Raw genomic sequence first — 23692 nt, 5'->3', positions numbered from 1 at the left:
TCGGCCGCACGCAACGCCGCTTCCACTTCGGTCCGCCGAGGCAGAGCCCAGGTCCCGCGAGGTAGAGCCCAGGTCCCGCGAGGTAGAGCCCTGGTTCAGCGAGGGAAGAGACCAGGGCTCTACCTCGGCAGACCAGAGCTCTACCTCGGGGCGGTCGGGCCCGCCGGGCGGGTCGGAGGGGTGCGGGCGCCCAGGCGGCGGCTCACCTCGGCCGCGGCGCGCCCGACGGCGGCGGCGAGCTCCGCGCGGCGGACGGGCGGGGCGTCGTCGGCCCAGAAGGTGAGGGCGATGCCGGCGACGGGGAGCGCGGTGTGGTCGACGGCCGCGTGCGCGACGGACGCGAGGCCCGGGGTGACCTCGCCGTCCTCCTCGGCCCAGCCGCGCCGTCGGACGCCGCGCAGCACCTCGCGCAGGGCGCCGAGGGTCTGCGGCCCGACGCCGGTGCGGTCGGCGAACGCCGCGGCGCCGGGGAAGAGGGCGCGGACCTGGGCCGCGGGGAGGCCGGCGAGGACGGCGCGCCCGCTCGCGGTGAGGTGCGCGGGGAGGCGCACGTCGACGTCGGTCACGAGCGTGGGGCGGCGCGGCGCGCGCTGCTCGACGAGGTAGAGGACCTCGCGCCCGTTGAGGACGGCGAGGTGCGCGCTCTCGCCGGTCGACTCGACGAGGCGCGCGACGACGGGCCGCGCGAGCCGCGCGAGGGGCGCCTGCCGCGCGTACGCCGACCCGAGCGCGAGCGACGCCGTCCCGAGCCCGTAGCGGTGCTCCTCGGGGAGGTGGGTCACGAACCCCTCGTCGACGAGGACGGACAGCAGGTGGTAGACGGTCGAGCGGGGCAGCCCGAGGCCCTGCGCGACGGCGGCCGCGGGCGACGGGCCCGCCTGCGCGGCGAGGAACGTGAGCACGCGCACGGCCTGGCGCGCGGCGGGGACGTCGCTCGGCATGGAGGCCACGGTAGGCCCGTGGCACGATCGAGGCGTGACGACGACGCCCGACGACCAGCGCCTGCGCGACCTCGCGCGCCTGCGACGCGTGCGCGACCGGATCGACCGCGAGTACGCGCAGCCGCTCGACGTCACGGCGCTCGCGGCCGGCGTCCACGTGTCGGCCGGGCACCTCAGCCGCGAGTTCAAGGCGGCGTACGGGGAGTCGGTGTACGCGTATCTCATGACGCGGCGGATCGAGCGCGCGAAGGCGCTGCTGCGTCGCGGCGACCTGAGCGTCACGGACGTGTGCTTCGCGGTGGGGTGCTCGTCCCTGGGGACGTTCAGCACGCGCTTCACCGAGCTCGTCGGCGTGCCGCCGAGCGTGTACCGACGGCGCGCGGCCGAGTCCGACGCCGGGTCTCCAGCTCCCGCGGAGTCGCGAACGGCCGCGGCGGCGGCACCGGGCACCGCGCACGGTGCTGCACCGGGCACCGCGTCGGGCGCCGCGTCCGCCGCCGAGGCGGGCGCCGTCCCCGGCGCGGAGCGGCTGGACGGGCTGCCGGCGTGCGTCGCGCGGCGCGTCACGCGACCGGTCAGGAATCGAGAAGCGCAGGCCGGACGGCGGTCCTAGCGTCGTTCTCATGAACCTCACCATCAACTCCAGCTTCCTGCCCCAGACCGACCCCGACGCGTCGCTCGCGTTCTACCGCGACGTGCTCGGCTTCGAGGTCCGCAACGACGTCGGCTACGAGGGGATGCGGTGGATCACCGTGGGCCCCGCCGACCAGCCGGACACCGCGATCGTGCTGCACCCGCCGGCCGCGACCCCGGGCCTCAACGACGACGACAAGCGCGCCCTCCTGGAGATCGTGGCCAAGGGCGCGTACTTCGGCGTCAACCTCGCGACGCCCGACGTCGACGAGACGTTCGCCCGGATCGAGGCCGCGGGGGCGGAGGTCGTGCAGGAGCCGATCGACCAGCCCTACGGCGTGCGCGACTGCGCCTTCCGCGACCCGGCGGGCAACGAGATCCGCATCCAGCAGCGCTCCTGACCTCCGCACCGCCGCGGTCCCGCCTGACCGCCCGGTCCCGCGCCGCCGTCGTGCACGGCGCGATGAGTCCCGACCGCCCGGCCGGTCCTCACCCCGGGACGTCCACGCACCGCACCCATCCACGCGCCGACCGTCCGGCTCTCCGGCAGACTCTTCCCGGGCTGCCGGGAGCGGGCGGTCGGCGCCGTCGACCGGTCCTCCGACCGCGCGACGAGGCTCGACGACGAGGAGACACGCATGAGCACGGCCACGACGACCGGAACCCCGACCTCGGAGCGCCAGGACCCCGACGCGCACGACGTCATCCGGGTCCAGGGGGCGCGGGCGAACAACCTGCAGGACGTGAGCGTCGAGATCCCCAAGCGGCGCCTCACGGTGTTCACGGGCGTCTCCGGGTCGGGCAAGAGCTCGCTCGTGTTCGACACCGTCGCGGCCGAGTCGCAGCGCCTCATCAACGAGACCTACCCGGCGTTCCTCCAGGGCTTCATGCCCACGCTGGACCGCCCCGACGTCGACGTCCTCGAAGGGCTCACGACGGCGATCGTCGTGGACCAGGAGCGCCTGGGCGCCAACCCGCGCTCCACGGTCGGCACGGTGACCGACGCGAACGCGATCCTGCGGGTGCTGTTCAGCCGGTTCGGCGAGCCGCAGGTCGGCCCGCCCACGGCGTTCTCCTTCAACATCCCCGCGCGCAAGGCGAGCGGCATCATGACGTCGGCCACCGGCGAGAAGACGATCGTCCGCAACGCGATCTACCACGGCGGCATGTGCCCGCGGTGCGAGGGGCGCGGCGCGGTCTCGGACCTCGACCTCACGGAGATCTTCGACGACTCCAAGTCGCTGCGCGACGGCGCGATCAAGGTCCCGGGGTACACCGCCGACGGGTGGATGGTGCGCGGGTTCGCCGAGTCGGGGTTCTTCCCGGGCGACCGGCCCATCCGCGAGTTCACCGACCAGCAGATGCAGGACTTCCTCTACAAGGAGCCCACCAAGATCAAGGCGATGGGGATCAACGTCACCTACGAGGGCCTGATCCCCAAGATCCAGAAGTCGATGTTCTCCAAGGACGTCGACTCGCTCCAGCCGCACGTCCGCGCGTTCGTCGAGCGCGCGGCGACGTTCGCGCCGTGCCCCGACTGCGGTGGCACGCGCTTGTCCGAGTCGGCGCGCTCGTCGAAGATCCGCGGGGTCAACATCGCGGACCTGTGCGCGATGCAGATCACCGACCTCGCCGCGTGGATCCGCGACCTGGACGACCCGCACATGGCGCCCGTCGTCAACGCCCTCGGTGAGAACCTCGCGTCGTTCGTCGAGCTCGGGCTGGGCTACCTCAGCCTCGACCGGCCGTCGGGCACGCTCTCGGGCGGTGAGTCGCAGCGCATCAAGATGCTGCGCCACCTCGGGTCGTCGCTCACCGACGTCACCTACGTCTTCGACGAGCCGACCATCGGCCTGCACCCGCACGACATCGACCGCATGAACGGCCTCCTGCTCCAGCTGCGCGACAAGGGCAACACGGTCCTCGTCGTCGAGCACAAGCCGGAGACGATCGTGATCGCGGACCACGTCGTCGACCTCGGCCCGGGTGCGGGCACGGCCGGCGGCCGGGTGACGTTCGAGGGCACGGTCGAGGGGCTGCGCGCGAGCGACACCGTCACCGGGCGCCACCTCGACGACCGCGCGACGCTCAAGGAGGAGGTGCGCTCGCCGTCGGGCGCGCTGGAGATCCGCGGCGCGGACGCGCACAACCTGCAGGGCGTGGACGTCGACATCCCGCTCGGGGTGCTCGTCGTGCTGACCGGGGTGGCCGGGTCGGGCAAGAGCTCGCTCGTCGAGGGGTCGGTGTCGCGGCGCGAGGGCGTCGTGACGATCGACCAGAGCGCGGTGCGGGGGTCGCGCCGCAGCAACCCCGCCACCTACACGGGTCTGCTGGAGCCGATCCGCAAGGCCTTCGCCAAGGCGAACGGCGTCAAGCCCGCCCTGTTCAGCGCGAACTCCGAGGGTGCGTGCCCCGAGTGCAAGGGCGCGGGCGTCATCTACACCGAGCTCGGCTTCATGGAGACCGTCTCGACCCCGTGCGAGGACTGCGGCGGACGCCGGTTCCAGGCCGCGGTGCTCGACTACACGCTCGGCGGGCTGAACATCGCCGACGTGCTCGACCTCCCGGTCGCGAAGGCGCGCGCGTTCTTCTCGTCCGGCGAGGGCAAGGTGCCGGCCGCCGCGGCGATCCTCGAGCGCCTCGACGACGTCGGCCTCGGGTACGTGAGCCTCGGCCAGCCCCTCACGACGCTGTCCGGCGGCGAGCGCCAGCGCCTCAAGCTCGCGACCCACCTCGGCGACAAGGGCGGCGTGATCGTGCTCGACGAGCCGACGACCGGCCTCCACCTCGCCGACGTGCAGAACCTCCTCGGGCTCCTCGACCGGATCGTCGACGCGGGCAAGTCCGTCATCGTCATCGAGCACCACCAGGCGGTCATGGCGCACGCGGACTGGATCATCGACCTCGGCCCCGGCGCCGGGCACGACGGCGGTCGCGTCGTCTTCGAGGGCACCCCGGCCGACCTCGTGGCGGCGAGGTCCACCCTCACGGCCGAGCACCTAGCGACCTACGTGAACGCCTGACCCGCCGAGCACGAGGTTGCTGTCGTGAACGCGCCCATCACGACAGCAACCCCGTGCTCGACGAGCGGCCCGTCGAGTATGGCGGCCCGTTGCCGTAGGTTGTCATCAACACGGCCAGCCCCTCTGCCCGACCTCGTCGGTCACGGGCTGGTTCTCTTTGGCAGCAGGGGGCGCGTGGTGCCCCCCTCCAGCTACCGGACGACTGGCGTGCGCGACCGGGCTGAGCGGTGCCTGACGCGGGAAGGCGTGCTCCGGTGGCCCGCAGTCCTCTCGATGGGCTCCCGCGCTCACCGCAGTCTGAAATCCCAGACGGAACCGATCGCCTCGGGCTCCCGGCGCGTCGGGGCGCGGTGTGTTCTGGGGGCATGACAGCGACGACGCACTCCCCGGCCGTCTCCGACCCGGCCCGCGCCGCGCGCGTCGTCGTCGTGGGCGACGGTCCGCTGACGATCGACGACGTGGTCGACGTCGCGCGGCACGGCGCGCGCGTCCGGCTCGCCGACGCGGCGGTCGAGGCGATGGCGGGGAGCCGCGCCGTCGTCGAGGGGCTCGCGGACGACGACCGCCCGCACTACGGCGTCTCGACCGGGTTCGGGGCGCTCGCACGGCGGCACATCCCGGTCGAGCGGCGCGCGCAGCTCCAGCTGAGCCTCGTGCGGTCGCACGCGGCGGGGTCGGGGCCGGAGGTCGAGCGCGAGGTCGTGCGGGCGCTCCAGCTCCTGCGGCTCGCGACCCTGGCGACCGGGCGGACCGGGGCGCGCCCCGTCGTCGCGCAGACGTACGCCGCGATGCTCGACGCCGGGATCACCCCGGTGGTGCGGGAGTTCGGCTCGCTCGGCTGTTCGGGCGACCTCGCGCCGCTGGCCCACGTGGCGCTCGCGGCGCTCGGCGAGGGCGAGGTCCGGGACGCGACGGGAGCCGTCGTGCCCGCTGCCGACGCGCTCGCCGCGGCCGGGATCGCGCCGCTCGCGCTGCGGGAGAAGGAGGGCCTCGCGCTCATCAACGGCACGGACGGCATGCTCGGCATGCTCGCGCTCGCGCTGCACGACCTGCGGTCCCTGCTCACGACGGCCGACGTCGCGGCCGCGGCGAGCGTCGAGGCGCTGCTCGGCTCGGACGCGCCGTTCGCGGCCGACCTCGTGGCGATGCGGCCGCATCCCGGCCAGGCGGCGTCGGCCGCGAACCTGCGCGCGCTGCTCGACGGCTCGCCCGTCGTGGCGAGCCACCGCACGCTCGACGCCGACGGCCGGCCCGAGTGCACGCGGGTGCAGGACGCGTACTCGCTGCGGTGCGCGCCCCAGGTGCACGGCGCCGCGCGCGACACGCTCGACCACGCGACCGCCGTCGCGCGCCGGGAGCTCGCGGCGGCGATCGACAACCCGGTCGTCACCGTGGACGGGCGCGTCGAGTCGAACGGCAACTTCCACGGGGCCCCGGTCGCGTACGTGCTCGACTTCCTCGCGATCGCCGCGGCCGACGTCGCGAGCATGAGCGAGCGCCGCACGGACCGGTTCCTCGACAAGGCCCGCAACGAGGGCCTGCCGCCGTTCCTCGCCGACGACCCCGGCGTCGGCTCCGGGCTGATGATCGCGCAGTACACGGCGGCGGGGATCGTCTCGGAGCTCAAGCGGCTCGCGGTGCCGTCGAGCGTCGACTCGATCCCGTCCTCGGCCATGCAGGAGGACCACGTGTCCATGGGCTGGGCCGGGGCGCGCAAGCTCCGCCGCGCCGTCGACGGGCTGGGCCGCGTCCTCGCGATCGAGCTGCTCACCGCGACGCGCGCCCTCGACCTCCGCTGCGACGCCGGGTCCCTGCACCCCGCGCGGGGGACCGGCGCCGTGCGCGACCTCGTGCGCACGGCCGCCGCGGGCCCCGGACCGGACCGCTACCTCGCGCCCGAGATCGAGGCCGTGACCCACCTCGTCGCGACGGGCGCCGTGACCGCGGCGGCGAGCGCCGCCGTCGGGCACCTGGCCTGACCTCCCGCCCGACCCCGAAGGAGCGAGACGACCATGACCCACGAGCCGACCCACCGTCTCGGCACGCCCGTCCCCGTCCGCGCCCCGCGCGGCACGACCCTCACCGCGCGCTCCTGGCAGACGGAGGCGCCGCTGCGGATGCTCATGAACAACCTCGACCCGGAGGTCGCGGAGCGGCCCGACGACCTCGTCGTCTACGGCGGCACCGGCCGGGCGGCACGCGACTGGCCGAGCTTCCACGCGATCGTCCGCACGCTCACGACGCTCGCGGACGACGAGACGCTCCTCGTGCAGTCGGGCAAGCCGGTCGGGGTGCTGCGGACGCACGAGTGGGCGCCGCGCGTGCTGCTCGCGAACAGCAACCTCGTGGGGGACTGGGCGACGTGGCCCGAGTTCCGCCGGCTCGAGGCGATGGGCCTGACGATGTACGGGCAGATGACCGCGGGGTCGTGGATCTACATCGGCGCGCAGGGCATCCTCCAGGGCACGTACGAGACGCTCGCCGCGGTCGCCGCGAAGCGGTTCGGGGGCTCGCTCGCCGGGACGCTCACGCTCACCGGCGGGTGCGGCGGCATGGGCGGCGCGCAGCCGCTCGCGGTGACGCTCAACGGCGGCGCGTGCCTCGTGGTCGACGTCGACCGGTCGCGCCTCGACCGGCGCGTGCGCGAGCGGTACCTCGACGTCGTCGCCGACGACCTCGACGCCGCGGTCCGGCTCGTGGAGGACGCGCGGCGCGAGCGCCGGGCGCTGTCGGTGGGGGTCGAGGGGAACAGCGCGACGGTCGTGCCGGAGCTGCTGCGACGCGGGGTCGAGGTCGACGTCGTCACGGACCAGACGTCGGCGCACGACCCGTTGTCCTACCTGCCGGTCGGGGTGGACCTCGCGGACTGGGCGGACTACGCCGCCGCGAAGCCCGACGAGCTCACCGACCGCGCGCGCGAGTCCATGGCCCGGCACGTGGAAGGGATGGTCGGGTTCCTCGACGCGGGCGCCGAGGTGTTCGACTACGGCAACTCGATCCGCGACGAGGCGCGCCGCGGCGGGTACGACCGGGCGTTCGACTTCCCGGGGTTCGTGCCCGCGTACATCCGGCCGCTGTTCGCGCAGGGCAAGGGCCCGTTCCGGTGGGCCGCGCTCTCGGGCGACCCGCGCGACATCGCCGCGACCGACGCCGCCGTGCTCGACCTGTTCGACGACGACCACCTCCACCGCTGGATCCGCGCCGCCCAGGAGCGCGTCGCGTTCCAGGGCCTGCCCGCGCGCATCTGCTGGCTCGGGCACGGCGAGCGCGACCGCGCGGGCCTCGCGTTCAACGACCTCGTCGCCTCGGGCGTGGTGCGCGCTCCGGTCGTCATCGGCCGCGACCACCTCGACGCCGGGTCGGTCGCGTCCCCGTACCGCGAGACGGAGGCCATGGCCGACGGCTCCGACGCGATCGCCGACTGGCCGCTGCTCAACGCGCTCACGGCCACGTCGTCGGGCGCGACGTGGGTCTCGATCCACCAGGGCGGCGGCGTCGGCATGGGCCGCTCGATCCACGCGGGCCAGGTGTCCGTCGCCGACGGCACGCCGCTCGCCGCGGCCAAGCTCGCGCGCGTGCTGTCGAACGACCCGGGCCTCGGGGTGCTGCGCCACGTCGACGCCGGGTACGACGACGCGGTCGCCGCCGCCGAGCGCGGCGGGCTCCGCGTCCCCGCGCGGGAGACGCCGTGACGGGACGACGCGCGGCGGGCACGTCCTCGGTGCCCGGGTCGACGCTCGTCACCGGCATCGGCGAGCTGACGACCAACGCCCCGGGCGGCCCCGGCACGCGCGACGGCGACCCGACCGGCCTCGTGACGGACGCCGTCGTGCTGCTCGACGGCGGCCGGGTCGCCTGGGCGGGCCCGGCCCGGGAGGCGCGGGACGCCGTCGGGCAGGCGCTGGACGGACGGGAGCCGGACGTGACCGTCGACGCGGGCGGGCGCGCGGTGCTCCCGGGGTTCGTCGACTCGCACACCCACCTCGTGTTCGCGGGCGACCGCGCAGCCGAGTTCGAGGCGCGCATGGCCGGGCGCCCGTACGAGGCGGGCGGCATCCGGTCGACCGTGGCCGCGACGCGCGCCGCGTCCGACGACGTGCTCCGCGCCGGGCTGGCCCGGCACCTCGACGAGGCGGCCCGCCAGGGCACGACCACGGTCGAGGTGAAGAGCGGCTACGGCCTCACCGTCGCGGACGAGGAGCGGTCCGTGCGGCTCGCGCGCGAGGTGACGCCCGAGGTGACGTTCCTCGGGGCGCACGTCGTGCCGGTGGAGTTCGCCGGCCGGACCGACGCGTACGTCGACCTCGTGTGCGGGGAGATGCTCGCCATGTGCGCGCCGCACGCCCGGTGGGTCGACGTGTTCTGCGAGACCGGCGCGTTCACGCCCGAGCAGTCGCGCCGCGTGCTCGAGGCCGGGGCCGCCGCCGGGCTCGGCGTGCGCGTGCACGCGAACCAGCTCGCCCCGGGGGAGGGGGTGCGCCTCGCCGTCGGGCTGGGCGCCGCCGCGGTGGACCACTGCACGTACCTCACCGACGACGATGTCGCGGCGCTCGCCGGCTCGTGGACCGACGGCGGGACGCGGCCGGACGGGACGTCGGGAGCGGTCGCCGGGACCGTCGCGACCCTGCTCCCGGGCGTCGAGTTCTCCACGCGCCAGCCCTACCCCGACGCGCGACGCCTCCTCGACGCGGGGGCCGTCGTCGCGCTCGCGAGCGACTGCAACCCCGGGTCGAGCTACACGTCGTCGATGCCGCTGTGCGTGGCGCTCGCGGTCCGCGAGATGCGGATGACCGTCGCCGAGGCCGTGTGGTCCGCGACCGCGGGCGGCGCGCTCGCGCTGCGGCGGGACGACGTCGGCCACCTCGCCCCCGGCGCCCGGGCCGACGTCGTGCTGCTCGACGCCCCGAGCCGCACCCACCTCGCCTACCGCCCGGGCGTCCCCCTGATCGCGAAGACGTGGCGGTCCGGCCACCCCCACCCCTGACCCACCCCCACCCCTGACCCACCCGGCGTCGAACAGGTGGTCCTGGTGCGTCCAAGGCGCGTGTCGTGCCAGGACCACCTGGTGGACCCGCCGGAACCGCCTGTTCGGCGGAGGCGCCTACGTCCGCAGCGGCTCCGGGGTCGGCGGGTGGAGGGTGAGGCCTGCCGCGAGCTCCAGGACGCAGAGGGCGGCGAGGCGGACCGTGCGGCCGTCGGGGGCGTCGGCCGTCGCGTCGACCTCGACGACGTCGGCGGAGCGGAGCCGGTCGTCGCGCGCCGCGGCCCGGACGAGGGCGCGCAGCTCCCACGCCGCGATCCCGCCCGGGACGCTCGCGGGGCAGCCCGGGGCGACGGAGCGGTCGCACACGTCGACGTCCACGTCGAGGTGCACCGGCCCGCCCGCGGCGCCCGCGACCTCCATGGCCGCCCGCATCACCTCCTCGGGCCCCCGCCGGCGCAGCTCCTCGACGTGCACGACGGTGATCCCCAGCTCGACGGCGCGGCGCGCGTACTCGGCGGAGTTCGCGAAGTCCGCGATGCCGATCTGCACGACCCGCCGCGGGTCCAGCCCCGCCTCGACCAGACGCCGCACCGGTGACCCGTTGGACACGCCGTCGCGCAGGTCGTGGTGGGCGTCGAGCGTGACGAGGCCCGCGGTGGCGAGATCGTCGCCCCACGCGCCGAGCGCGGTCGCGACGGTCACGGAGTTGTCGCCGCCCAGCGCGACGAGCAGCCGTGCGCGCTCCAGCGCGGTCCGGACCGCCGCGCGCGTCCGGGCCTCGCCCTCCGCGCCGTCGGGCTCGTCGACGTCGCCGAGGTCGGCGAACGTGAGCTCGGCGAGGTCGACGGGATCGGCCCGCTCTCCGAGGCCTCGGGCACCGACGCCGGCGACGGGTCGCACACGGGCGGAGGGGCCGCCGTCGGGCAGCGGGCGGTCGGGGACGAGCGCGGGGCTGTACCGGCGCAGCGCGGCGCGCACCGCGGCGGGTGTCGCGTGGGCGCCGGTCGGCGAGAGCGACGTGCGCCAGGCCGGGACGCCGAGCAGCGCGACGTCGACGGCGTCGCCCGTCGGCCCGGGCCAGTCGCCCGCCCGGGGCCACGAGGGGTCGTGCGGGAGGGCCTGCGCGTCGTCGCTCACGGTCTCGACGCTAGCGGCCCGACGGCGGCCCCGCCCCACGCGGGCAGCACCTAGTCGCGCGCCGCGTGCACGACGGCGACGGGGTGCGTCGCGTGGTGCAGCACCTCCTGGCTCACGGAGCCGAGGAGCATGCCGCGCAGGTCGCCGCGGCCGCGCGACCCGACGACGGTCAGCGCGGCCCCCGCCGCGGCCTCCCGGAGGGCGACGGACGGCTCGCGGTCGACGACGAACGTCTCGACGAGGACGTCGTCGTGCTCCGCGGTGCGCACGCGCCCGAGCGCGGCCTCCACGGTGCGCGACGCCTCGGCGCGCGCGTCCCGCTCGGCGGCGGTGTAGAACGCGGGGTTCTCCTCCCACAGCGGCCCGGCGGGCAGGCGCCAGGCGCACACCGCGACGACGCGGGAGCGCGTGCGCGCGGCCTCGTCGAGCGCGAACCGGAGCGCGGCGTCGCCGTGCACGGACCCGTCGACGCCGACCACGACGTCGGTCGTGCGCTCCACGTGGTCCACGGACGGCGGCACCACGACGACCGGCACCGGCGCGCGGGCGGCCAGCCGGGTCCCCACGGACCCGAAGAACATCGACCCGACGGACCCGAGCCCGCGCGACCCCACGACGACGAGGTCCGCGTCCTTGGCCTCGTCGAGCAGCGCCTCCGAGGGCGGGCCGGAGCGCAGCAGCGTCCGCACGGGCACCGACGCGTCCACGCGCGCGGCGCGCTCGGCGGCGGCCGAGAGGATGGGGCCGGCGATCTCGCCGAGCTCCTCGACGCTCGGGTAGTACGCACCGCCGACGAACGGCGTCGCGACGACGGGCACGTACGCGACGTGCAGCACGCGCAGCTCCGCGCCCCGACGTGCCGCCTCGTGCACCGCCCAGTCCAGGGCCTTGCCGCTCGTCGTGCTGCCGTCCACACCGACAAGCACGACCTGCTGCGTCGATCCGCTCACCATGACCACCTCGGTCCGTCGTCCCCTTCGTGGCGGTCGTCCCGCCACCTGCCACACCTCCTGGATACCGCGCGCGGGCGGTCCGCCGCACCCGGCGACCGCCCCCGACGCGCGGGACGCTCGGCACGACCCACCGGGACGAAGGTCCCGCACCCGCGGCGCCACGGGCGGGCGCGCGCGAGAATCCCCCTCCGACCGGCTACGTTGAGGGCATGGGCTCTCCCCACCCGATCCGCGTGTTCCTGCTCGACGACCACGAGGTGGTCCGCCGCGGCGTCGCCGCACTGCTCGAGGCCGCCGGTGACATCACCGTCGTCGGCGAGGCCGGCACCGCCGCCTCCGCGCTCGCCCGCATCAAGGCGACGCGCCCCGACGTCGCGATCCTCGACGTGCGCCTGCCCGACGGCTCGGGCGTCGAGGTGTGCCGCGAGGTGCGCTCCGAGCTGCCCGAGGTCGGCTGCCTCATGCTCACGTCCTTCGCCGACGACGAGGCGCTGTTCCAGGCCGTCCTCGCCGGGGCGTCGGGGTACGTGCTCAAGCAGATCCACGGGTCCGACCTCGTCGGCGCGGTCCGCACGGTCGCGGCGGGCGGGTCGCTGCTCGACCCGGCGAGCACCGCGCGCGTGCTGGAGCGCCTGCGCCACGCCGCGGACGAGACGCCGGACCGCCTCGAGGGCCTGTCCCAGCAGGAGCGCCAGATCGTCGCGCTCATCGGCGAGGGCCTGACGAACCGCGAGATCGGCAAGCGCCTCTACCTCGCGGAGAAGACGGTCAAGAACTACGTCTCCCACGTCCTCGCGACGCTCGGCCTGCAGCGCCGCACCCAGGTCGCGGTCCTCGCGACCGAGATGCGCCAGGAGGAGGCGTCCCGCCAGGGCGCCCCGGGCGCGGGCGGTCCCACCGGGGACCGGCAGCACGGTGGCCCGGCGCAGCGTCCCTGACGGCGGGACCGACCCGCAGGGCGGGACGGGGCCCGAGGGCTCGCCCGCGCACGGTCCGGGGACCGACGCCCACGGACCGGGCGACCGCGCGGCGTCGGGACCTTCGGCACTCCCGGATCTGACACCGCGGCGCGACGATGTGGAGATGGACACAGTCGAGCGGACCGGGACAGGGGCACCGGTGGGGAGCGGGGGGCTCGCGACGGCCGAGCGCCCGCGCGCCTCGGCAGGGCTCGCGGAGCTCACGCCGGAGGAGAGCTACGCGCTCCTCGCGACCGTCCCCGTGGGCAGGATCGTCTACACCGACCACGCGCTGCCGGCGATCCAGCCGGTGAACTTCGTGCTCGACGGCCCGGACGTCGTGTTCCGGACCGCGGAGGGCTCGAAGCTCGCGGTGGCCGCCAGCCGCGCCGTCGTGGCGTTCGAGGTCGACTCGTTCGACGCCGACGCCCGCTCCGGGTGGTCCGTCGTGCTCGTCGGCCGCACGTTCGAGGTCACCGAGCCGGTGGAGCGCGCGCGGCTGCTCGCGCTCCCGCTCGTGACGTTCGTGCCCGGCGTGCGCGACCGCGTCATCAAGGTCGTGCCGCGCATCGTGACCGGCCGGAGGATCCTGCGCTGACCCGCGGCCCGCGCACTACGCTCGACCGGTGACTGCGACGATCGAGGTGCGTGCCGGGACGCCCGCGGACTGGCCCGGCATCTGGCGGGCGCTCGAGCCGGTCTTCCGCGCGGGCGAGACGTACACGTACCCGCGTGACATCACCGAGGCCGACGCCCGGGCCGCGTGGCTCGACGCCCCGGGCGCGCGCGTCCTCGTCGCGGTCCCGGCGGAGGACGGTGCCCGCGGCACCGTGCTCGGCACGGCGAAGTACCTGCCCAACCACCCCGGTGCCGGGGCGCACGTCGCGAACGCGAGCTTCGTCGTCGGGCCCGACGGAGCCGGGCGTGGCGTCGGCCGGGCGCTCGCGCGCGCCGTGCTCGACGGTGCGCGCGCCGACGGCTACCGGGCGATGCAGTTCAACGCGGTCGTGGAGACGAACGAGCGCGCGGTCCGGCTCTGGGAGTCGCTGGGGTTCACGATCCTCGCGACCGTCCCCGAGGCGTTCGACCACCCGGTGCACGGGCTCGTCGGCCTGCACGTCATGCACCGGACGCTCTGAGCGCCCGGCGCGTCAGCCGAGCGGCACCCACCACTCGAGGCGGGTGCCGCCGTCGGGCCGGGCGGTCGCGGTGCTCGACCCGCCGAGCGCGGCGGCGCGCGCCTGCATGTTCCGCAGGCCGGAGCGCCGGCCGCCGGGCTGGATGCCCACGCCGTCGTCGGTGACGGTGAGGCGCGCCTCGTGCGCCGTGACGGCCAGGTGCACGACGACGCGGCTCGCCTGCGCGTGCCGGGCGACGTTGGTCAGGGCCTCGCCTAGCACGACGACGAGCTGGTCCGCGACCTCGGCCGGCAGGCTCGGGCCGCCGTCGGTCACGCCCGCGCCGGACCCCTCGGCCGCGACCTCGACGTCGACCTCGGGCGCGAACCCGAGCACGGTCGTCGCGGCCTCGGCCTGCGCGCGGAACCGGTCCTCGATCGAGGGCGCGTCCGGGTCCGTGGCCGTGTGCAGCGCGAAGATCGTGGACCGGATCTGCCGGATCGTCTCGTCGAGGTCGGAGACGGTCTCCTCGATGCGCGTGCGCGCGTTCGGGTCGCTGACGAGCGGCTGCACGCTCATGAGCGTCATGGCCGACGCGAAGAGGCGCTGGATGACGACGTCGTGCAGGTCGCGCGCGATCCGGTCGCGGTCCTCCAGGACGCCGACCTGCTTCGCCCGGCCGTAGAGCCGCGCGTTCTCGATGGCGACGCCCGCGGCGGCGGCGAGCGCGACCACGGCCGCCTCGTCCTCCGCGGTGAACTCCTCGCACCCGCCCCCGGGGACCTGCTTGTCGGTGAGGTAGAGGTTGCCGAACACCGTGTCGCGCACCCGCACCGGCACGCCGAGGAACGTGTGCATGGGCGGGTGACCCTCGGGGAAGCCGGCCGAGCGCACGTCGTCGGCGATCTCCGGGACGCGGATGGGCGCCGGGTGGTCGATGAGCTCGCCCAGCAGACCCTCGCCGTGCGGCCAGTGGTCGATCTCGGCGACCTCGTCGTCCGAGAGGCCCAGGGGGATGAACTGCGCGAGGCGCTCGCGCCCCGAGGCGTCGAGCACCCCGAGCGCGCCGTACCGGGCGCCCGTGAGCTCCATCGCCGCGTCGACGATGCGCCGCAGCACCTGCGGCAGGTCGAGGTCGCTCGTCACCGCCACGACGGCGTCCAGCACGCGTTGCCCGGCGCTGGCCGGCAGGTCGGTCGTTCCGCTCACCCGATGCAGTCTCCCAGACCCCGGCGGTCGGGCGGCACCCGTCTCGCCCGGGGTGTGACGTGGGCGACACCGCCGCGCTATCGTGCGTCCACATCTCGGGACGTCCGACGCCGTCCTGCCGCCGGCCGCACGTCGCCGTCGCGCAGGTCCCGGACCACCGGGCCGTCGACGCAGGGGGCCGAAGGGACGCGGTGCCGCATGCCGACCACCGACCAGGGCGCGGACGTCGCCCCGCACTCCGGGGCGCCCGCCGAGGCCGCGGCGAGCGCCCTCGCGGACCTGCGGTCCGCCGTCGGGCACCTGCACCCCGACGACCCGGCCGAGCTCGTCGCGATCGCCGACGACCTGCGCGCGCTCGGCAGCCCGGCCGCCGCGGTCCCGTTCTACGAGGCGGCCGTCGAGCAGGGCGTGCCCGGGGCCGTGTACCGGCTGGGCGTCGCGCACCACGAGGCGGGCGACGCCGCGGAGGCGTTCCGCTGCTTCGAGCTCGCCGGTCTGGCGGGCGACGCGCTGGGGGCGTTCATGGCCGCGCAGGTCGCGGCGGAGCGCGGCGACCTGCACGCGGCCCGCCGCTGGTACGAGCTCGCGCAGCGTGTCGAGGGCGCGGCCGTGCGGCTCGCGCAGGTGCTCGCCGAGCTGGGGGAGCGCGACGCGGCCGACGACGTCCTCGCGGCGACGTCGGGCGAGAGCTGGGAGGCGGCGGTCGAGCTCGTGCGCAGCGGCGCGCTCGCCCCGGACGCCGCCGTCGCGCTGCTCGAGGGGTGGGCCGGGGCGGGTGAGGCGCGCGTCGCGGCGGCCCTCGCGGACCTCTACGTGCGCGCGGGTCGCGGGCCGGACGCCGAGGACCTGCTCGAGCAGGCGGCGCTCGCCGGCGAGCCGACGGCGCGCACGAGCCTCGGGGTGCTCCGCCTCCGGGCGGGCCGCGTCGCCGAGGCGATGGCCCTGTGGCACGAGGCGGCCGCCCAGGGCGATCCCCAGGCGGCGGAGCTGCTGGCCCGCTTCGGCTGACGCCGGGGCCGCACCGGACCGGGCCGCGGGCCGGGCACGCAGAAAGGCGCCCGGCGGGCGACCGGCTCCGTCGAGCTGTCGGTCGCCCTGCCGGGCGCGGAGGGCGGGACGTGCGGGTGGTCTCCCCACCGCCCGCACGCCCCTCTTCCCCCGGGAGCGACTCCCTGCAGCGACGGCCTCAGATCGTCGCGCGGTATCGGTCGCCCCGTGGCCCGCCGCACACGGCGGGCGGTCGAACCGTCAGACCAGCCAGGCGTTGCGCTGGACGAACGGGATCCTCTTCCACGTCTTGCCGAGCCCGAGCACGCTGCCCGCCCCGAGGAGCGTGAGAGCGATGATCGTGAGCGACATCGTGATGTGGTCGTCGATGATCGGGTTGGTCACGAGCGGGAGCTCGGCCAGGTACATGAGCAGGAGCAGGAGCGTGCCGCTCACCGCGGCGATCCGCATCCCGATGCCCAGGATCAGGGCGAGCCCGATGCCGAGCAGGCCGACCATGAAGAGCACGTCGATGAACGCGTTCCCCGCGAGGCCGCTGAAGAAGCCCGAGAACGTGCCCTCGAGGTTCGACAGGAAGCCGGTGGTCGGGCTGTTCCCGTTGATCCACGACCGCTCGGCGGGGGTGGCGAACCCGAGCCCGAACGTCTTGTCGAGGAAGGCCCAGAGGAAGTAGAACCCGATCGTGATCCGCAGGACGCCGAGCACCACCTGGGTGGGTCGCGTGGCGCGCTCCGCGAGGCTGAGGGTCTCCGGCTCGGTGCCTTCGACCGTGGGGAGCGGCGCGTTGGCGTTCCGCTCGATCGTCCCCTTCATCACTGTCCCCTCTCATCGACCCGTCCGGTGCGGTCGGGCTCCTGAGACCAAGCAAACCCCTGTGAAGGAAGGGTGGACGTCAGGCAAAAGTCGCCGGGCCCGGGGACCTAGGTCCCCGGTGCGGACGAGGGTCCGGCGATACCGGGCGCGGGCCGCTCGCCCGCGGCCCGCGCGGTCAGGAGCCCGACGCGTCCTCGAGGTCCGCGCGGAGCTCGTCGACCCGGGTGCGCAGGCTCTCGATCGCGTCGCGCACCGCGGCGTCGGCACCGGAGAGCGAGCCCGCGACGTCGCCCAGCTCGGTGGACGCGTCCTCGAGCGCGGCCTCGGCGTCGGCCAGGCGCTGCTCGGCCTGGGCGCGCGTCTCGTCCGTGGCGGACGCCGCCTCGTCCGCCGCGGCGCGGGCCTCGTCGGCGGCCTCCTGCGCGGACGCGACGGCCTCCTCGGCGCGGGTGCGCGTGTCGTCCGGGAGGGTGCCCAGGTCGTCGGTGAGCGACCGGACGTCCTCGCCGATCGTCTCGACCTGGGAGCGCGCGTCGTCGAGGAACTGCTGGACCCCGTCGCCCGTCAGGGTGAATTCCGGCACGCTCACCGAGCCGTCCTCGGCGCACCCGCCCAGCGCGACGGTCGCGGCGACGGCTGCCCCGAGCCCGAGCGCGCGGGACGTTGACCTGCGGTGACGTGTCGGTGAACTCATGGAGCGATTGTCCACCGCGAACATGAGACGGGGGTGAGAGCCTCGTGGAGGCGGTGTACGGTAGGCGGACGAGGGCACTGTGGCGTGCAGCACACCGATCGTGTGCGCGCGCAGCCGTGACGTCGGGCGCGACGACGCGCACATCCGGCGTGCGGGACCGCAGGTCCGTGGCAGGGCACGAAGCACGGGAGTGAGCGGTGAGCACCACGGCGGAGCACGAGGGCGCGGACGACGCGCCCGTGACGCCCGAGCCCGCGCCCGCCGCCGCGGTGGGCCCGGAGTCGTTCGGACGACGCGCGCGGGCCGTGTCGCACGTCCTCATCTCCTCGGCGCTCGCCATCACGCTCGCCGCGGCACTCGCCGGCAGCGCCCAGCCCCGCCCGGGCGCGTCGTTCTTCGCGCAGGAGACGGCCACGGCGACCCAGGTCGCGGCGCTCTCGAGCACCCTCGGGGCCGGCCTCGACGAGGGCCAGCAGCTCGACGGCGCCATCGAGGTCCTCGCGACGGCCAACGCGCTCGACGACGGCCACGTCTCCCCGCCCGTCGAGCAGGCCCGCGCCGAGCTCGGCATGCTCCTGGCCACCTACCTCGCGCAGCAGGACGCGGCCCGCCGCGTCCCCGCGCCCCTCGTGCCCGACGGCGACCTCGACCTGGACGAGTCGCTCGACGGCGCGCAGGTCCCCGAGCTGCCGGAGCCGCTCGGCCCGGGCACGGGCGCAGGCGCGGGCACCGACGACACCACGACGGGCACGGACGGCGAGGCCGAGGACCCCGCGACCGACCCGGCGCAGCAGCCCGCGACGGTCGACGCTGCCGGGGACGCGGCGGCGGACGCGGTCCGCACCGCGGCGACGCCCACCGCGCCCTCGCCGAGCCCGACGAGCAGCCCGTCCCCCGGCGCGTCCACCGACCCCTCGCCGAGCGACTCCCCGAGCCCCGGCGGCACGCCGAGCCCGGCGCCCGGAACGAGCACACCCCTGGACCCGACCGCCCCCGGCGGCACGGGATCTCCGGGAGGCGCGGGGTCCCCGGCCGACCGGACGCTGCCCGAGGACGAGGTGCCCGCGCCCGACGGGGTGGCCCCCGGTGAGCTCGACGGTTCCCAGGACCCGGCCGACGGCTCGGCTGACAGCGGTGACGGCGACCACGCCGAGGGCGACGACCACGCGCACGGCGACGTGACGCTGGAGGACGTCCTCGCCTCCGCGACGACGCTCGCCGAGCTGCTCGGCACCGACCTCGTGCCGGTCGGGGTCGTCCCGGCCGCCGGGGCGACGGCGCTCGCGGGCACGACCCTCGCGGAGCGGCTCGCCGAGGTCGTCGAGCGGTACGCGGGCTCGACGGCGCAGTACCAGAACGGCCGCATCCCGCCGGAGGCGCTGTGCGCGCTCGACTTCGCGCCGGGCAAGAGCCTGCGCTGCGACGCCGCGGAGCAGCTCGAGGCCCTCGCCGCCGAGTTCGAGAAGGAGTTTGGGTACGCGCTGAAGATCACCGACGCGTACCGCCCGTACGACGAGCAGGTGCGCCTCAAGGCGGTCAAGCCCTACCTCGCGGCCGTGCCCGGCACGTCGCAGCACGGGTGGGGGCTCGCGATCGACGTCGGCGGGAACGTGCCGTCGGGGACGTCGCTCGAGTACGTCTGGCTCCGCACGCACGGCCCGGACTACGGCTGGGACAACCCCGCGTGGGCGCGGCCCAACGGGTCCAAGCCGGAGCCGTGGCACTTCGAGTTCTTCGCGGCGGGCAAGATGCCGACGCGGTACACGCCTGCCGAGAGCAGCGCGCCGTCCACGCCGCAGAAGCCGGCGACGCCGAGCGCCCCCGCGCCGAAGCCGACGACCCCGCCCGCGCCGCAGCCCTCGGCACCGGCACCGACGCCCACGCCCACGCCGACGGAACCCCCGCCGACGAAGCCCACGGACCCGCCGCCGCCCACGACCGTCGCCGTCCCGGCGAACCTCGTCGGCAAGCAGCAGGCCGCCGTGGAGGCAGCGCTCCAGGGCGCCGGGCTGAAGGTCAGCGTCACGACGAAGGCCGACCCTGCCGCGCCGGGGACCGTGCTGTCCGTCGCGCCGGGCTCCGGCACCCAGGTCGCGCCGGGAAGCACGGTCGCGATCGTCGTCTCGTCCGGGCCGCCGCCCGAGCCCGAGCCCGAGCCCGAGCCGTCACCCGAGCCGACGGACCCGGCACCCGAGCCCACGGTCGCGCCGACCCAGGCCCCGACGGCCCCCGGGACGGAGCCGACCACCCCCTGAGCCGAGGGGCGTCGTCGGGCCCGGGCGGAACCGTGGCCGCGCCCGGCGCGAGGGCGCCGCCGGGAAAATGCCGTGCGCCTCCCGTGCCGACGGCGTAGCGTCGGGCGCGATGTGATCCTCACCCGCCCCGGCCGCTCCGTCCCGTCGAGCCCGTCGCCGTGGCCCCCGCCGCCCCTCCGCGGCGAGCGCGCGCCACCCGGGCACCTGGTAGGTGATCACCCATGGCACGTCCCACCCCTGTCCTGCGCGCGTCCGACGTCCGCGTGTCCTTCGCGGGCCGCACGGTCCTGCGCGGCGTCGACCTCGCCGTCGACCCCGGCCACCGCACGGGCCTCGTCGGCGAGAACGGCGTCGGCAAGTCCACGCTCCTGCGGGTGCTCGCGGGCACGCTCGCGCCCGACGACGGCACGGTGAGCCGGCCCGCGGACCTCGGGTTCCTGCACCAGGAGTTCCCGTACCCGCCGACGACGACGGTCCGCGCGGTCGTCGACGACGCGCTCGTGCGCGTCCGCGGGATCGAGCGCGAGCTCGAGGAGGCGGCGCTCGCCCTCGCCGGCGACCCGGGCGGCGAACCCGTCCCCGGTGCCGAGGAGGCGTACGCGCGCGCCCTCGCGCGCGCCGAGCTCGCCGACGTCTGGGACGCCGACGCGCGGGCCGCACGCACGCTCGCGGGTCTCGGGCTCGACGTCGACGGGGTCGCCGGCCGCGAGGTCGGGTCGCTGTCCGGTGGCCAGCGCACGCGGCTCGGCCTCGCCGCGCTGCTCGTGCGCCAGCCGGGCGCGATGCTGCTCGACGAGCCGACGAACCACCTCGACGACGCCGCGGCGGAGTTCCTCGCCGCGGCGCTGCGCGCGCTCCCGGGCGCCGTGGTGCTCGCGAGCCACGACCGCATGTTCCTCGACGAGGTGTGCACCGAGATCCTCGACCTCGACCCGGTCGCGGAGCCGCTCCGCGGCGCGGGCGGCAGGGACGCGGCACGCGGCGGGGGAGCGGGGACCCTCTACGGCGGCACGTACGGCGACTACCTCGAGGCCAAGCGCGTCGAGCGCGAGCGCTGGGAGCAGCGCTTCGAGGCGGAGCAGGCCGAGCTCGCGGAGCTGCGGCGCGGCGTCGCGGTGACGGCCCGGGACGTCGCGAAGAACCGTGAGCGGGGCAATCAGGCGAAGATCCTCTACGACTTCAAGGGCGAGCGCGTGCAGGGCCAGGTCGCGCGGCGCGTGCGCAACGCGCAGCAGCGGCTCGACGCGCTCGAGCGCGACCAGGTCCGCAAGCCGCCCCCGCCCCTGCGCTTCGCAACGCCGAGCGGGGGGACCCGTCTCGCCCCGGGCGGTGGCGACGTGGTCGCGTGGGCGCGGGGCGTCGTCGTGCACCGGCCCGGGCGCGGAGGGCCCGGGGCGGCCCCGGGCGAGCGGCCGGACCGGCTCGACATGGCGGCGTCGGGCGTCCCGTCGATCGAGGTCGCCCGGGGGAGCCGGCTGCTCGTCACCGGGGCCAACGGCGCCGGGAAGTCCACGCTGCTGCACGTGCTCGCGGGCGACCTCGTGCCCGACGCCGGCACCGTGGGCCGGGCGCGCGGGGTCCGGGTGGGGCTGCTCGAGCAGGACGTGCACCTGCACGACGACGACCGCACCCCGCGCGAGCTGCTCGCCCTCGCGCAGGGCGTGGACCCGGCGGACGCGCGCGACGCGGCCGTGGACGCGCACGGCCTCCTCGCGCCGCGCGACCTGGGGCGACGGCTCGCGGAGCTCTCCGTGGGGCAGCGCCGGCGCGTGGTGCTCGCGATGCTCGTCACGCAGGCGCCCGACGTGCTGCTCCTCGACGAGCCGACGAACCACGTGTCGCTCACGCTCGCGGGCGAGCTCATGGAGGCCGTGGAGGAGTGGCCGGGCGCCGTGGTCGTGGCGTCGCACGACCGGTGGCTGCGGCGCCGCTGGCAGGGCGACGCCGTGCACCTCGCCTGACGTCCCCGCCGCGCTCGTCGGTCCGGCCGCGGGGTGGGGCGCGGGCGGGCCCGGGAGGTGGAGCACGGGGTGCGGGGTCCGGGAACGCGGTGGCCGTGCGCGGCGCGGCGTGCGTAGGGTCGGGCGGTGGACGACGACCGGACGGGCGCCCCGGTGCCCGACAACGCGTGGAAGCAGGTGGTCGCGTCGCTCGCCGACGCGGGACGGCTCGAGGTGCTCGCGCGCGTCGTGACCGAGGGGCCCGCGGAGGCGGTGCTGTCGGCCGACGAGCGCCGTCGGCTCGCGCCGCTCCTCGCCGCGGGCGTCGTGGTGCGCGAGGAGACGGGCTTCCTGCGGGCGGCGCCCGAGCGGTTCGCGGCCCTGCTCGTGACCGCCCCCACGCCGCGCCCCACGGGCCCCGACCGCTTCCTCACGGACGGACGCCTGCTGCGCATGCCGAAGCGGTGGCGCGACCGCGAGCTCGTCGTGCGGTACCTCGCGGCGCAGGTGCTCCCGCTGGAGGAGCCCGTCACCGAGCTCACGCTGACCAAGCGGCTCGCGGCGCGCGCCGCGGACCCGGTGTCGTTGCGGCGCGCGATGGTCGACGCGGGCCTCGTGCACCGCACGCGCGACGGCGCCGAGTACTGGCGCACCGTCGTGACGGAGTTCGACGACGTCTGACGGGCGGCGGCCCCGCTACGGCAGCCCGTGCGTCGGGGGCGAGGGCTAGGGTCGGTTCTCATGAGCAGCGAGCGCGCCGTGGCGGCGCTGGAGGCGTCGGGCATCGACTTCACCCTCACCCGGCACGGCCGGGTGGGGTCGCTCGAGGAGGCCGCCGCCGCGCGCGGCGTGCACCCGGCGCGCGTCCTCAAGACGATCGTCGTGCGGCGTGCGGAGGACGACTACCTGTTCGTGCTCGTCCCGGGCGACCGGCAGATCTCGTGGCCCAAGCTGCGCGCGCTGCTCGGGGTGTCGCGCCTGTCCATGCCGGACAAGGAGGTCGCGCGCGACGTCACGGGGTACGAGCGCGGCACGATCACGCCGTTCGGCGCCACGCACGCGTGGCCCGTCGTGGCGGACGTGCGCGTGGTCGCCGTGCGCGGCGAGGACGAGGTGGACGTCGCGGGCGAGGTGGCCACCCCGGAGACCCCGGGTGACGGCGACCACCTCGTCTCGATCGGCGCGGGCGAGCACGGCGTGGCCGCGACGGTCGACGGGCAGGCCCTCGTGGCGGCCCTCGGGGCCCAGGTCGCCGACGTCACCGAGCCCCTGTAGCGGGTCCGGGAGCGAGCCCTGCGACGCCGCCCGGGCTGCACCTCAGCGTGGCGCTCCCGGGGCTCCGGGAGGCGCGCGCAGGCACCGGCGCGGTCCGGGTTGTGAGGGTTCGGAGGAAGGTCGCGGTCGACCGTCGCGCGGGCTGGTGTGCGCCCCGCGCCGGGTGCAGACTCTGGGGTGCTCCGGTCACGGTCGCCTGGTCCGACCCGCCGCCCGACGGTCACGGCCGGCAACCGGACGGAGCCGTGAGGCAGGCGCAGGGAACAGGCCACCACCGCCGGACGTTGTCCGGAGGGGCGGCCGACAGCAGCAGGACGACTCGAGAGAAGCGGGAACCGTGGACACAGGCAGCGCGATCGACCGGACGAGCGGGATCGTCTACGCCCCGGCGGACGGCGGCGTGGTCGTGACGATGTGGGGCGAGGTCGACGCGGCGCTGCGCGACCGCGCGAGCGAGGCGATGTCCTACGTGCTCGACACCCGCGGGCGCGTCGTGGTGGACGTCGCCGACGTCACCTTCATCGACTCCTCGGGCATCGCGTTCATCATCCAGCTCTACATGCTCGGCGAGGAGGACGGCCGCGAGGTCGTGCTCCGGGACCCGTCGCCGAGCATCGTCGAGCTGCTCGACATGATCGGCATGGGCGGGCGCATCCCCGTCGAGCGCAGCGGTGCCTCGACCGGCCCGATCGAGGTCGTCGGCGCCGTCTGACACCCGGGCGCCCGCCGCCGCCCCGGGTCCCCGGGGCT

20 protein-coding genes and 1 pseudogene are annotated in these 23692 nt (G+C 76.1%); 15 read left to right on the top strand and 6 right to left on the bottom strand.

The window, feature by feature from the left end; all coding sequences use genetic code 11:
* Nucleotides 1-140 precede the first annotated feature (140 nt).
* Nucleotides 141-941 (bottom strand): IclR family transcriptional regulator, encoded by an 801-nt coding sequence (locus tag MT994_RS01445; RefSeq protein WP_354804790.1) that lies wholly within the window; start codon nt 939-941, stop codon nt 141-143.
* A 34-nt stretch (nt 942-975) separates the two neighbouring features.
* Between MT994_RS01445 and MT994_RS01440 the strand changes: the two are divergent.
* The 6 genes and pseudogenes from MT994_RS01440 to hutI all read left to right on the top strand — a co-directional run.
* Nucleotides 976-1326, top strand: a pseudogene (locus tag MT994_RS01440) (helix-turn-helix transcriptional regulator); the annotation flags it as partial.
* Nucleotides 1327-1564: 238 nt separating this feature from the next.
* Nucleotides 1565-1975 (top strand): VOC family protein, encoded by a 411-nt coding sequence (locus MT994_RS01435; RefSeq protein WP_031316030.1) that lies wholly within the window; start codon nt 1565-1567, stop codon nt 1973-1975.
* 237 nt (nt 1976-2212) lie between these two features.
* Entirely contained in the window at nt 2213-4597 is a 2385-nt protein-coding gene (locus MT994_RS01430) for an excinuclease ABC subunit UvrA (protein ID WP_354804788.1), read from the top strand.
* A gap of 365 nt (nt 4598-4962) precedes the next feature.
* Nucleotides 4963-6576 carry a histidine ammonia-lyase gene (gene hutH, locus MT994_RS01425; protein WP_354804787.1) on the top strand — a complete coding sequence of 538 codons (1614 nt, stop codon included), beginning with the start codon at nt 4963-4965 and terminating at the stop codon, nt 6574-6576.
* Nucleotides 6577-6609: 33 nt separating this feature from the next.
* A complete protein-coding gene (hutU, locus tag MT994_RS01420) occupies nt 6610-8289 on the top strand; it encodes a urocanate hydratase (protein ID WP_354804785.1) in 1680 nt (559 codons plus the stop codon).
* Entirely contained in the window at nt 8286-9581 is a 1296-nt protein-coding gene (hutI, locus tag MT994_RS01415) for an imidazolonepropionase (RefSeq protein WP_354804784.1), read from the top strand. Before hutU ends, hutI begins: the two co-directional genes overlap by 4 nt.
* Nucleotides 9582-9698: 117 nt before the next feature.
* Here the strand turns inward: hutI and MT994_RS01410 are convergent, their stop codons facing one another.
* Entirely contained in the window at nt 9699-10718 is a 1020-nt protein-coding gene (locus MT994_RS01410; protein WP_354804783.1) for an arginase family protein, read from the bottom strand.
* Between the two features lie 50 nt (nt 10719-10768).
* Nucleotides 10769-11668, bottom strand: a complete 900-nt coding sequence (locus MT994_RS01405) for a universal stress protein (RefSeq protein ID WP_354804782.1) — start codon at nt 11666-11668, stop codon at nt 10769-10771.
* Nucleotides 11669-11880: 212 nt separating this feature from the next.
* On the opposite strand from MT994_RS01405, the gene MT994_RS01400 reads away from it, so the two are divergent.
* The 3 genes from MT994_RS01400 (at nt 11881) to MT994_RS01390 (ending at nt 13769) form a co-directional block, all read left to right on the top strand.
* On the top strand, nt 11881-12609 hold the full coding sequence (locus tag MT994_RS01400) for a response regulator transcription factor (RefSeq protein WP_081599919.1): 729 nt from the start codon (nt 11881-11883) through the stop codon (nt 12607-12609).
* 145 nt (nt 12610-12754) lie between these two features.
* Nucleotides 12755-13228 carry a pyridoxamine 5'-phosphate oxidase family protein gene (locus MT994_RS01395; RefSeq protein WP_081599918.1) on the top strand — a complete coding sequence of 158 codons (474 nt, stop codon included), beginning with the start codon at nt 12755-12757 and terminating at the stop codon, nt 13226-13228.
* Between the two features lie 28 nt (nt 13229-13256).
* Nucleotides 13257-13769, top strand: a complete 513-nt coding sequence (locus MT994_RS01390; protein WP_061267929.1) for a GNAT family N-acetyltransferase — start codon at nt 13257-13259, stop codon at nt 13767-13769.
* Nucleotides 13770-13781: 12 nt separating this feature from the next.
* Here MT994_RS01390 and MT994_RS01385 read toward each other — a convergent pair whose 3' ends face one another.
* Nucleotides 13782-14957 (bottom strand): GAF domain-containing sensor histidine kinase, encoded by a 1176-nt coding sequence (locus tag MT994_RS01385; protein WP_232322677.1) that lies wholly within the window; start codon nt 14955-14957, stop codon nt 13782-13784.
* Between the two features lie 198 nt (nt 14958-15155).
* On the opposite strand from MT994_RS01385, the gene MT994_RS01380 reads away from it, so the two are divergent.
* Complete coding sequence (locus tag MT994_RS01380; protein WP_354804780.1) at nt 15156-15965, top strand: tetratricopeptide repeat protein; 810 nt, start codon at nt 15156-15158, stop codon at nt 15963-15965.
* A 240-nt stretch (nt 15966-16205) separates the two neighbouring features.
* On the opposite strand, the gene MT994_RS01375 is transcribed toward MT994_RS01380, so the two are convergent.
* Both MT994_RS01375 and MT994_RS01370 read right to left on the bottom strand, forming a co-directional pair.
* A complete protein-coding gene (locus MT994_RS01375; protein ID WP_021482147.1) occupies nt 16206-16778 on the bottom strand; it encodes a hypothetical protein in 573 nt (190 codons plus the stop codon).
* 175 nt (nt 16779-16953) lie between these two features.
* Entirely contained in the window at nt 16954-17472 is a 519-nt protein-coding gene (locus MT994_RS01370; RefSeq protein ID WP_354804779.1) for a hypothetical protein, read from the bottom strand.
* 197 nt (nt 17473-17669) lie between these two features.
* Between MT994_RS01370 and MT994_RS01365 the strand changes: the two genes are divergently transcribed.
* The 5 genes from MT994_RS01365 (at nt 17670) to MT994_RS01345 (ending at nt 23654) form a co-directional block, all read left to right on the top strand.
* Nucleotides 17670-19727: a D-alanyl-D-alanine carboxypeptidase family protein gene (locus MT994_RS01365; protein ID WP_354804778.1), complete on the top strand. Its 2058-nt coding sequence runs from the start codon at nt 17670-17672 to the stop codon at nt 19725-19727.
* Nucleotides 19728-19948: 221 nt separating this feature from the next.
* Complete coding sequence (locus tag MT994_RS01360; protein WP_354804776.1) at nt 19949-21688, top strand: ATP-binding cassette domain-containing protein; 1740 nt, start codon at nt 19949-19951, stop codon at nt 21686-21688.
* A gap of 126 nt (nt 21689-21814) precedes the next feature.
* Nucleotides 21815-22348, top strand: coding sequence for a DUF2087 domain-containing protein (locus MT994_RS01355; protein ID WP_249355944.1), 534 nt, complete (start codon nt 21815-21817; stop codon nt 22346-22348).
* Nucleotides 22349-22408: 60 nt separating this feature from the next.
* The gene (locus MT994_RS01350; RefSeq protein ID WP_137280931.1) at nt 22409-22942 is read left to right on the top strand and encodes a YbaK/EbsC family protein; all 534 of its coding nucleotides are present in this window, start codon (nt 22409-22411) and stop codon (nt 22940-22942) included.
* A gap of 337 nt (nt 22943-23279) precedes the next feature.
* On the top strand, nt 23280-23654 hold the full coding sequence (locus MT994_RS01345; protein WP_021483854.1) for an STAS domain-containing protein: 375 nt from the start codon (nt 23280-23282) through the stop codon (nt 23652-23654).
* Nucleotides 23655-23692 lie beyond the last annotated feature (38 nt).

Origin of the sequence: Cellulosimicrobium sp. MI9406, from assembly GCF_040595865.1 — a bacterium.
GTDB lineage: Bacteria > Actinomycetota > Actinomycetes > Actinomycetales > Cellulomonadaceae > Cellulosimicrobium > Cellulosimicrobium funkei.
This window is presented reverse-complemented; position numbering and strand designations above follow the sequence as displayed.